Origin of the sequence: Paraburkholderia sp. WS6, assembly GCF_030464835.1 — a bacterium.
Classification (GTDB): domain Bacteria; phylum Pseudomonadota; class Gammaproteobacteria; order Burkholderiales; family Burkholderiaceae; genus Paraburkholderia; species Paraburkholderia madseniana.
The window spans coordinates 101,277-111,250 of record NZ_JALQCK010000003.1 but is presented as its reverse complement, the minus strand read 5'-3'; the positions used below and the strand labels follow the sequence as shown (position 1 = coordinate 111,250).

At 60.8% G+C, this 9,974-nt stretch carries 9 protein-coding genes; 8 read left to right on the top strand and 1 reads right to left on the bottom strand.

Going from position 1 to position 9,974, the window contains the following annotated elements:
- Positions 1–9 precede the first annotated feature (9 nt).
- The 8 genes from M0D64_RS04910 to M0D64_RS04875 all read left to right on the top strand — a co-directional run bounded on the left by M0D64_RS04910 (position 10) and on the right by M0D64_RS04875 (position 8,824).
- Positions 10–510, top strand: a complete 501-nt coding sequence (locus M0D64_RS04910) for a hypothetical protein (protein WP_154565703.1) — start codon at positions 10–12, stop codon at positions 508–510.
- 42 nt (positions 511–552) lie between these two features.
- Positions 553–1,392: an outer membrane lipoprotein-sorting protein gene (locus M0D64_RS04905; RefSeq protein WP_266256849.1), complete on the top strand. Its 840-nt coding sequence runs from the start codon at positions 553–555 to the stop codon at positions 1,390–1,392.
- Between the two features lie 25 nt (positions 1,393–1,417).
- Entirely contained in the window at positions 1,418–2,242 is an 825-nt protein-coding gene (locus M0D64_RS04900; RefSeq protein WP_154565702.1) for a hypothetical protein, read from the top strand.
- Positions 2,243–2,283: 41 nt separating this feature from the next.
- Positions 2,284–3,939, top strand: coding sequence for a c-type cytochrome (locus M0D64_RS04895; RefSeq protein WP_168435928.1), 1,656 nt, complete (start codon positions 2,284–2,286; stop codon positions 3,937–3,939).
- A gap of 493 nt (positions 3,940–4,432) precedes the next feature.
- A complete protein-coding gene (locus tag M0D64_RS04890; RefSeq protein WP_266256848.1) occupies positions 4,433–5,623 on the top strand; it encodes a cytochrome C in 1,191 nt (396 codons plus the stop codon).
- A gap of 175 nt (positions 5,624–5,798) precedes the next feature.
- Entirely contained in the window at positions 5,799–6,473 is a 675-nt protein-coding gene (locus M0D64_RS04885) for a cytochrome c (RefSeq protein WP_266256847.1), read from the top strand.
- 522 nt (positions 6,474–6,995) lie between these two features.
- On the top strand, positions 6,996–8,123 hold the full coding sequence (gene ccsB / locus M0D64_RS04880; RefSeq protein ID WP_266256997.1) for a c-type cytochrome biogenesis protein CcsB: 1,128 nt from the start codon (positions 6,996–6,998) through the stop codon (positions 8,121–8,123).
- A 191-nt stretch (positions 8,124–8,314) separates the two neighbouring features.
- Positions 8,315–8,824, top strand: a complete 510-nt coding sequence (locus tag M0D64_RS04875; RefSeq protein ID WP_154564741.1) for a DUF1269 domain-containing protein — start codon at positions 8,315–8,317, stop codon at positions 8,822–8,824.
- A gap of 98 nt (positions 8,825–8,922) precedes the next feature.
- On the opposite strand, the gene M0D64_RS04870 is transcribed toward M0D64_RS04875, so the two are convergent.
- On the bottom strand, positions 8,923–9,555 hold the full coding sequence (locus M0D64_RS04870; RefSeq protein WP_266256846.1) for a lytic transglycosylase domain-containing protein: 633 nt from the start codon (positions 9,553–9,555) through the stop codon (positions 8,923–8,925).
- Between the last annotated feature and the right edge of the window lie 419 nt (positions 9,556–9,974).

Sequence of the window (9,974 nt, the reverse complement as noted above, 5' to 3'; positions counted from 1 at the left end):
GGGGCTGTAATGAAACTTCGGTCCCCCTCGACAAAGCCGGCGGTGCTGTTCACGAGCAGCGTGTGGCTGGCCGCGACCCTGGTTCAAGGGGTCGCGGCCCAGCAGAGCGCGCCGCCGGCGCTCACAGCCAGGCACTCGCCGTATTTGCCGGTGAGTGTGTCGCAACACGCGAAGAACTACTACGGGATGATGAAGGGCATCGATAACCTGAGCGTGCGCCGCACCGCATCGGGCAATCTGATCCGCTTCAACTATCGCGTGACGGATCCGGTGGCGGCGCATCTGCTCGGCGAGAAGACCGCGACCGCCTACCTGTACGGGCAAACGAGCCACGCGGTGCTCGAGATTCCGGTGATGGACAAGGTCGGGCCGTTGCGTCAGACCGGTCCACTTGAAGCCGGGCAGGAATACTGGATGGTGTTTTCCAACAAGGGCGGGCCGATCAAGGCCGGCGAGCGCGTCGACATTTTCATCGGTTCGCTTCATGTCGACGGACTGATCGTCGAATGATCGCGGCACGGTGATTTGCAACACAAATGGGGGAGGTGAATCATGTCCCGGTTTCTTTTGAAGGCGATTTCGGCGGCCTCAGTGGCCTGTGTTCTGGCATCCTGCCCGGTCGCATACGCGGCCTCGGCCGCAGGAACGGCGCAAGCCGCTGCGGCGAGTCATCTTGGTGCGGCGCAGATCGTCGAGCGGAACGTCGCGGCACGTGGTGGGCTTCAGGCGTGGCATGCGGTCAATACGATCACGATGTCAGGGCAGATCGATGCCGGTGGCAAGAAGAACACAAAGCTGCCGTTCACGATGACGATGAAGCGGCCGAACAAGAGCCGCTTCGAGGTTCGCTTCAACGAGCAGACGGCGTTTCAGGTCTACGACGGCGCGCGGGGCTGGAAGGTCAGGCCCTTCCTCGGACGCGACGAAGTCGAACCGTATACCCCTGCGGAGGCTAAATCGGCTGCGGCGTCGGCTGACCTGGAAGGGCCGCTGATCGACTATGCGAGCAAGGGCTCACGGGTGGATGCTCTGGGTATGGAATCGGTGGAAGGGCATCGCGCGTACGTCCTTAAGCTGACGACGAAAGACAATACGTCACGCCGCATCTGGATCGACGCAAGCAGTTTTCTCGAACTGAAGATCGACGGCGAACCACGCAAGCTCGACGGCCGGATGCACGACGTCGCCATCTTCTATCGCGATTACAAGAAAGAAAATGGGCTCGTCATTCCGCACACGCTGGAAACCGCCGTCAGCGGCGTCAAGCCGACGCACAAGCTGACGATCGACCATGTCGTGGTGAATCCGCCGGCGGACGATACCTTGTTTGCGAAACCGCAACTGGCCATGGCCAAAGTGCCGAACCAGCAGCCGCTGGTGAATAGCCACTAGCCGTTATCGTGCGAGGTCCACTGCCATGACACGAATCGCACTGTGGGTGCTCATCGGCTGCCTGACGGCGGCGGTGTACGCGAGCGAGCAAATACCGGAGCACGATCTGAGCGCGGACCAGATCGTCGAGAAAAATATCGCCGCGAGGGGAGGGCTCGACGCATGGCGGAATATCCAGACGATGGTCTGGGTCGGGCACGTGGATAGTGCGAATACACCCGCGGAGGAAATGCCGTTTGCGCTCGCGCTGAAACGTCCGAACAAGACACGCTTCGAGGTCACCGTGCTCAGCCACCGGGCTGTCCGGGTATTCAACGGCAAACAAGGCTGGAAGGTGAGCCCGAGCGCCACCGGCGGCGGCGAAGCGCGGCCGTACACCATGGACGAGCTGAGTTCCGCGCATGACGAGCAGGTCATCGACGGATTGCTGATCGACCATCAGGCGAAGGGTGTCGATGTCACGCTCGACGGTATCGACAAGGTCGACGGACACGATGCATACCGCCTCGGCGTGAAGTTGCCTTCCGGTGTGACCCGTCATGTGTGGGTCGACGCGCAGAGCTTTCTTGACGTGAAGTACGACCGCGTGGCGCGGGGCCCTCGCGGGCCGGTCACAGTGGAAGTGAAGTACGGCGACTACAGGAGCGTCGACGGTTTGCAGATACCGTTCACGATCGAAAGCGGCGCAGCGGCGGCCGGAAAGGGTGACAAGCTGATGATCGACAAGGTGACGCTCAATCCGCCGCTTGACGATGGGATGTTCACGAAACCGGGCTCGCAGGGCCGGCGCAACTCGGTGTCGGTGAATGCCGATGCGTCGTCGCCCGCTCTGAGCCGGCCGGGCCCCTAGCCATGGACTGCGCCCGGGTCAGCCGAGGAGCCAGCGCTCGGGTGCGATGGCTCGCGGCGCTCGCGCTCGTTCAATGGGCATTGCTCGCCGCGTTGATTGCGCCGGTAGGCAAGGCGAACGCTGCCCCCTCGTCGCCGCCCGTAACGACAGCGAACACGGGGGAGGCGATCTTCCAGAAAGGCGTGCTGGGTTCGGGCGAACCGCTTGAAGCGATGCACGACGGCGGCGTGAACCTGCGAGGCGCCGCCGCGGCCTGCATGAATTGCCATCGGCGCAGCGGCCTTGGATCCAGAGAGGGGAATAACAACATCCCGCCGATCACTGACCGGTATCTGATCCATGCTCGCGTAGAGAACCCCGACGAGTTCGACCTCCCGTACATTCCCGGCATGCGCATCAATCGCGAGCCCTACACCGATGCGACGATCGCAAGAGCCATACGCGAGGGACTCGATTCGGAGGGCAAACCGCTCAGCAATCTGATGCCGCAGTACGCGTTGAACGACACCGACATGGCAGCGCTGATCGGCTATCTGAAACGCCTCGATCGACGCAGGCCAGCAGGTGTGACGGACACGGTGCTGCACTTCGCGACGATCATCACACCGGATGCGGACCCGGTGAAACGGCGTGGCATGCTCGATGTGCTCAAACAGTACTTCGATGACAAGAACGTGTTTCCGCTTGGCGCGACGCCGCCGCTGCGCGCGTCGCACAAGATGATGTTCATGGTCAATCGCCGCTGGGAGCTGCATGTGTGGGAGTTGAGCGGACCGCCGTCGACGTGGCATGAACAGTTGAAGCGCCTACTGGTGGAGCAGCCGGTGTTTGCGGTGCTGTCGGGACTCGGCGGCAAAAACTGGGCGCCGGTCCACGAGTTCTGCGAGCAGGAGGCCGTGCCGTGTCTCTTTCCCAACGTGGAAGTGCCGGTCGAAACCGACCAGGATTTCTATTCCGTGTATTTCTCGAAGGGCGTACTGCTCGAGGCGGAGTTGCTCGCCAGGCGGATTCTCGATGAAGCCCATGGCAAACCCATGCAAGGAACGACAAGGGTGTGGCAGGTCTATCGCACAGGCGACAACGGCGAACGGGGCGCACAGGCGCTTGCCGCCGCGTTGAAGGGCCATGGCATCGCGGTGTCGAGCCGTGCTCTTGCGCCAGGCGACAGCGTTGCGCGCTCCCTGCACGGAATTTCGCATGGGGACGTGCTGGTGCTATGGCTGCGTCCGCCCGACGTTGCGGCGCTCGGGCATTTGCCGCCGCCGTCGGACACCGTGTTCATGTCGGGGCTGCTGGGCGGGCTCGATAGCACACCGTTGTCGGCAAGCTGGCGCGGTGTCACGCGCCTCGCCTATCCATTCGACTTGCCGGACGGACGGCGTGTCCGTGTCGACTATGCATTCGGCTGGTTCTCGATCCGCAAAATCCCGATGGTCGCCCCGCAGGTCCAGGCGGACACTTATCTCGCGTGCGGTCTGCTGGCGGAGACGCTTGGTCATATGGTCGATGCGTTTGAGAGGGATTACCTGATCGAGCGCATTCAGGACATGCTTGAACGCCGCATCCTGACCGGCTACTACCCGCGCCTCACGCTGGCGCCCGGACAGCGCTTCGCGTCCAAGGGAGGCTATATCGTCCGCTTTGCCGAGCCGGACCGAGTCAGGCTCGTTGCCGACGGGGCCTGGATGGTGCCGTGACGATGTCGTGAGACGAAGCGTGGACTGGCGCGCAAGAAATCACGAGACGCTATCGCCCGCGCGGCCGGGCGTCTCCCCTACCGCAAGAATAGGACGTTGACCCATGTCGTTTCCTGTCGACGGTTTGCACAATATAAACGTGGCAAGGGGGCGCGAATGCCTCACCGGATTGGGGCACCGTAGTCGCGAGACCTTCTTCTCATTTCGCTCGTTGCCGTCAGGCGCGACACAGCAACGCAGTCATTGAATTTTTCCGCCGTTGGCAAATGTGTGCAGCACGGCGCAGGGAGAGATAGCCATGGCAAAGACTATTATCAGTATTCCTGCATTTAATCAGATGCTTCGCTGTGGTTGGACGGTGGCCTTCGTGGCGCTTTGTCTGTTCCAGGCTTCTACCGCACACGCTCTGCCTATATTCGCACGTCAAACAGGACAAAGTTGCGTTGCGTGCCACGCCGGCGGTCAGTTTCCCGAGCTCACGCCGTATGGGCGCATGTTCAAGCTGAACGGATATACGCTCGGCGAACGCACCATCCCGCTCGCCGTGATGGGAACAGTTGATGCGACCAAGACCCGGCACAACAACGACGCTAACGGGAATCCCATCTCGCCCAAAGACGGCAATCTGACATGGGATGCGGCTAGTATTTTCCTCGCCGGGAAGATCACCGACAAGATCGGCGCGTTCGCTCAATATACCTACACGAACTACGATCACCAGAATGGCGACGGCAGGTGGATCGGTAAATGGGCATCGGACAACACCGATGTCCGTTACGTGGAACGGATCATCGGCGAAGCGAGCGACTTCATACTAGGCGTAACGTTGCACAACAATCCGACGGTGCAGGACGTCTTTAACACCGCGCCTGCATGGAGCTACCCCTACCTCTCTTCGTCGACGAGCGCGGTTGGGTCTCCGGTGTTCACGCCTCTCATCGAGGGCGCATTGGCGCAGCAGGTCGTCGGCATCGGCGGCTACCTGTACTGGAACAAGATGGTGTACGCGGAACTGACCGCGTACAGCACCGCCGACGGAATCTGGTCGTTTCTGAGTCATGGCAGCAAGGCCGGAGACCTGGCCCACCCGCAGACCTATCTGAAAGGCTACAACCCGTATTGGCGCGTTGCGCTGACCCGCGAATGGGGCCCGCATAACATCATGGTGGGGACGTTCGGCTTGCTTGCCGATGTCTATCCCAACGATCCAAACGCTTTCCCGATCTTCACGCAGGGTGTGACCCGCTATCGCGATATCGGTGTGGATGCGCAGTATCAGTACCTGCTGGAACCGCATACGATTACCGCGCAGGCGCGCTACACACATGAGAATATCAGTGATCCGAATAATTTCGTTTTAGGCGACAGCCAGTCGGCAAATCTCAAATCGATGCTGCTGAAAGTGTCGTACATCTATCAGGCCAAGTACGGCGTGAGCCTCGCTTTCTTCAATGTGACGGGCAGCACAGATAGCGTGGCTTACGCCAGCAGCGCGAACTTTTCGCCTGCCACGCAGGGATGGATACCCGAGATCTTCTGGATTCCGGTGCCGAACATCCGGGTCGGCCTGCAATACACGCATTTCACTAAATACCTTGGATCCCGATCCAATTACGACGGCACCGGGCGAAACGCATCGGACAACGACACGCTGTTCGTCTATTTATGGGCCGCGTACTGGTGACGTCGATGCCGGCGTTTCCCACGCAAGTTAGTCGTACTTGCCCCTGGAATAAAAGGAAGGTGCCTTGCGTTTTTGCAGTATCGGCGAAAGCGAGGGCGTTGAAATACGTACTCATTGCGCTGCGCTTTGTCGCGCAGCCTTTAAGGGCGGTAAGCGCAGTCTGGAGGTTCGTGACATGAAAACGTTGGCGCAAATCATCTCCCTTGGGATGCTGCTTGCAGGATCGGGCTGTCACGAAATGGACCGGTCAAGGGCGGTCGATAACCCGGCAGTGGCCGGCAAGACCATTGCTCTGCAGGTCTGCTCGAACTGTCATGGCGTGAACGGCGTTTCGGTATCGCCGGCCTTTCCCAAGCTGGCGGGGCAACGAAAGGAATACATTGTCGATCAATTGACGGACTTCAAGACGCATGCCCGATCAGACCCGAACGCCAAGAGGTTCATGTGGGGCTTTACGCACCTGAGCGAGGCGCAAATCGACGAACTTGCCGCGTATTTTTCCAGTCAGAAGCCGGCTCTGGGTGAATCCGGCGACCAATCGCTCATGGGCGAAGGCAAAGCGATTTTTGTGTCCGGGTTGCCGGACAAGGGCGTCGCAGCATGCGTTTCGTGTCACGGCCAGCATGGCGAGGGAATGAATCAGTTTCCGCGGCTCGCCGGTCAACACGCGGACTACATCATCAAGCAGCTATTGGTTTTCCAGCGCGACACCGCTCAAAGACCTCGCGGTGAGATCATGAAGGAGGTCTGCGGCAATATGTCGGAGCAGGATATGCGCGCCGTAGCGGCCTTCGTGGAAGCGTTTCCTCCAGAGACCGAGGCAGCGGCCAACCCGCCGGCCGATCAATGAACAAGTTGACTTGCGTGTCGCTGCGCCCGTGGACGTGGCGATTCAGAGTCCAGGCCGTCCGTCTGGTCTGTGCAACGCGGATGCACCGTTGCACGGCAGCGGCACCTGCAAGAACGCCTGCGTCATTGTTGAGGTCGCCTCGGTTGGGGGCTTCAGCGGCGATGTGGCGAACAGTTTGCGCACCGTCTCCCCCCGGCGGTCGCTTTTTTTTCAATTTGCAGTGGAAACTTACGGAGCGAATCGGGACGCGGGCGCTCAAGGTAGCAACGGGTCTCCCGGTCACGTCTGGCAGCGCGTTTGTGGGACGGGGACCACTATTGGATGACCGCGCCTTGGGGCGCGGCCGTCGAACGAAGCGAGCCTGGAAAGCAGTCAATTGTGTGCCGACGGCATCCTGTTGGCGCGATCGGCGCAATGGAGGGGACCATGAATCTGACCCGATCGTCTCTTGATGCCGGTGCGCCGGACCCGGCGCCCGTGCTTAAGTGGGATGTCTCAAAGACCGCGGCTCAAACGGTGGATCTGCTCGACGAGCGCCCCTTCCTCAAGCGTCTCGGCATCGTCGACTGGCTGTTCGCCGTCGTGATGGTCGCGGGCGCGGGCTTCGCGCTGTCGCGCTATCACCCGTTCATGAACTACTACGACAAGCTGGTGTTGTGCCTGGCCGTGCCGGTGTTCGTCGTACTCGGCTGGCGCTGGAAGCCGGTGCGTCCGCTGATGGTGGGCATCGCCGCGCTGTCGTTGCTGGCAATCCAGATCTATCAGGGCGATCTGTCGCGCGCGGATAGCGCGTTCTTCCTTAAGTATTTCCTGTCGAGCCAGTCCGCGATTCTGTGGATGAGCGCGCTCTTCGTCTTCGCCACCGTCTTCTACTGGATCGGCCTGCTGTCGCGTTCGCCGACCGGTGCCGCGATCGGTTCGAAAATGACGTGGGCCGCGGTGGTGATGGGCTTTGTCGGTCTGATGGTGCGCTGGTACGAGTCGTACCTGATCGGGGCGGACGTCGGCCATATTCCAATCTCGAACCTGTACGAAGTGTTCGTGCTGTTCAGCCTGATCACCGCGCTGTTTTATCTGTACTACGAGCAGCACTACAACACGCGTGCGCTCGGCGCATTCGTGCTGCTGGTGATCAGCGCGGCGGTCGGTTTCCTGATGTGGTACTCGGTCGCGCGTGACGCCCAGCAGATCCAGCCGCTCGTGCCGGCGCTGCAGAGCTGGTGGATGAAGATCCACGTGCCGGCCAACTTCATCGGTTATGGCAGTTTCGCGCTGTCGGCAATGGTCGCGGTCGCGTATCTGGCGAAAGAGCGCGGCGTGCTGGCAGACCGTCTGCCGCCGCTCGATGTGCTCGACGACCTGATGTACAAGTCGATCGCCGTCGGCTTCGCGTTCTTCACGATCGCGACGATCCTCGGCGCGTTGTGGGCCGCGGAAGCGTGGGGCGGCTACTGGAGCTGGGACCCGAAGGAAACGTGGGCGCTGATCGTGTGGCTGAACTACGCGGCCTGGCTGCATATGCGCCTGATGAAGGGCCTGCGCGGCGCGGTGGCGGCATGGTGGGCACTGACTGGCCTGCTGGTGACGACCTTCGCGTTCCTCGGCGTCAACATGTTCCTGTCGGGGCTGCATAGCTACGGCAAGCTGTAAAAGAATGCCGGAGCGCCCGGACCCTTCGCCCGAAGCTCCGGCTTGGCGGCGCGTGGTTCGACGGGCGACACCCACTGCGGGTCTCTACCCATTCCTTTGGGCGAGCATTCCTACTTTATCCCTCTGCCAATCCGCGCGAGAATGAAGTCAGGGGTCCGGATAGACCCCGATCTACGGTCAGCGAGGTCGCCATGAGACGCATATATTTTTTGCTGCCGAGCACGCAATGTGCTCGGATGATTGTTGACGAGCTTCTGGTGAGGCGAGTCGACTGGCGGCATATTCACGTGATTGCCAACCATAATGTACGGCTCGACGATTTGCCGGAGGCCACACTTGCGCAGAGCAGCGACTTGCTTCACGCACTGACGCGAGGTACGGCGGCGGGTTGCGCGACCGGCATGTTGACGGGCCTGGTTGCATTGGCTTATCCGCCGGCGGGCCTGACCATTGCGGGCGGCGTTGTCGTTGCGCTCACGCTCGCGGGCGCCGGGTTTGGCGCATGGACGGCGACGATGATCGGTGTCGATGTACCGAATACGCGGCTGAAACGTTTCGAAGCGGCGATCGAGCGGGGTGAACTGCTGATGATGATCGATGTCCCAAAGGATCGCGTCGAGGAAATTGAAAAGATGATCAAGCTTCACCACGCGGAGGCCGAGATCCGGGGAACGGAGCCGACCATTCCCGCATTTCCGTAATCCGTTCCCGGACTCGGCAACAGTACGGCCAGGCCGGCGGCCGGTCACGCCCGGATGTCATCGATACCGGCGCCGGCTTGCCTCCGGAGCACGCAACGTTAACCCGCTGCGAGCATGCGCCGATAGCGCTCCAGAACCCGTGGCACGTAAGCGCGCGTTTCCCGCAGGGAGGGCACGCGATAGCCGGCCCGAATCACGGCATTTTCCCCAGCGTTGTACGCGGCCACGGTGAGTTCGACATCGTCCTTGAAGAGATCGAGAAGGAAGCGCAGATAGCGCGCTCCGGTCAGCACGTTGTCGCGCGGATTGAGCATGTCTCCACCGGCAAAGCGCCGTGCTGTCTCCGGCATGACCTGCATCAGTCCTTGCGCACCTTTGTCTGAAACCGCCTTCGGGTTGTATCGGGATTCGACGTCGATCACTGCGCGCAAGAGTTCGGGCTGAACGCGAAAGGTGCGGCTTGCTTCGTCGATCACATCGGCGAACCGCGCCGCGTCGCCGCTCCCGGACGATGAGGCTTGTGCACGCTTCGCATCGCGTTCGGATGGCGGATCGCCGGCAACGATGACGGCCATCCCTGCTTTGCCAGGTACGTTGGTCAGGACGATTGCACCGTTACTCGCAACCGCTCCAAAAATCTCTGCGCATGCCACACCCGGTGATGCCATGCCAAGCATCGCGCATGCGATGAGGATCGCATGTCCTGGTCCGGATGAAAGGCTATAGCGCATGGTCGTGTTCCCCCGCATCTCAATTGTGGTGTGGAGGAAAGCGCATCTGCAATGGGGCACCTCCCTACACTTTGAGACGCAAAACGGACGGGTCGGAGGGCTGTACAAAATCGTTACGTTCGTAACGCCCGGTAACCGTGGGAAATCAGGTGCCGTACGACCCGGCATACACGTTGAAGGGGAATATTCCTGATTCGAGCTGGCAATCGGTAAGTATTGTCCCGTTGCCCAATTCGGCGCGTAATGTCTACTCCATCGGTATTGCTACTAATCTCCCGTCCGGGGAAAATTTGTTCAAATTTGAAACATACACGTCGCTATCCTCGACCATTTCAAATGTCGTACGAATTTCACATACTGATCCATGCTGGCTCGCAGAGACATGGCGCGAACCTTGCGATGGACAGACGCATGCAGCG

Excerpts from the sequence above, each read along its gene's own strand:
- M0D64_RS04910 (WP_154565703.1), top strand. The coding sequence starts at position 10 with ATGAAACTTCGGTCCCCCTCGACAAAGCCGGCGGTGCTGTTCACGAGC.
- M0D64_RS04905 (WP_266256849.1), top strand. The coding sequence starts at position 553 with ATGTCCCGGTTTCTTTTGAAGGCGATTTCGGCGGCCTCAGTGGCCTGT.
- M0D64_RS04900 (WP_154565702.1), top strand. The coding sequence starts at position 1,418 with ATGACACGAATCGCACTGTGGGTGCTCATCGGCTGCCTGACGGCGGCG.
- M0D64_RS04890 (WP_266256848.1), top strand. The coding sequence starts at position 4,433 with ATGTTCAAGCTGAACGGATATACGCTCGGCGAACGCACCATCCCGCTC.
- M0D64_RS04885 (WP_266256847.1), top strand. The coding sequence starts at position 5,799 with ATGAAAACGTTGGCGCAAATCATCTCCCTTGGGATGCTGCTTGCAGGA.
- M0D64_RS04875 (WP_154564741.1), top strand. The coding sequence starts at position 8,315 with ATGAGACGCATATATTTTTTGCTGCCGAGCACGCAATGTGCTCGGATG.
- M0D64_RS04870 (WP_266256846.1), bottom strand. The coding sequence starts at position 9,555 with ATGCGCTATAGCCTTTCATCCGGACCAGGACATGCGATCCTCATCGCA.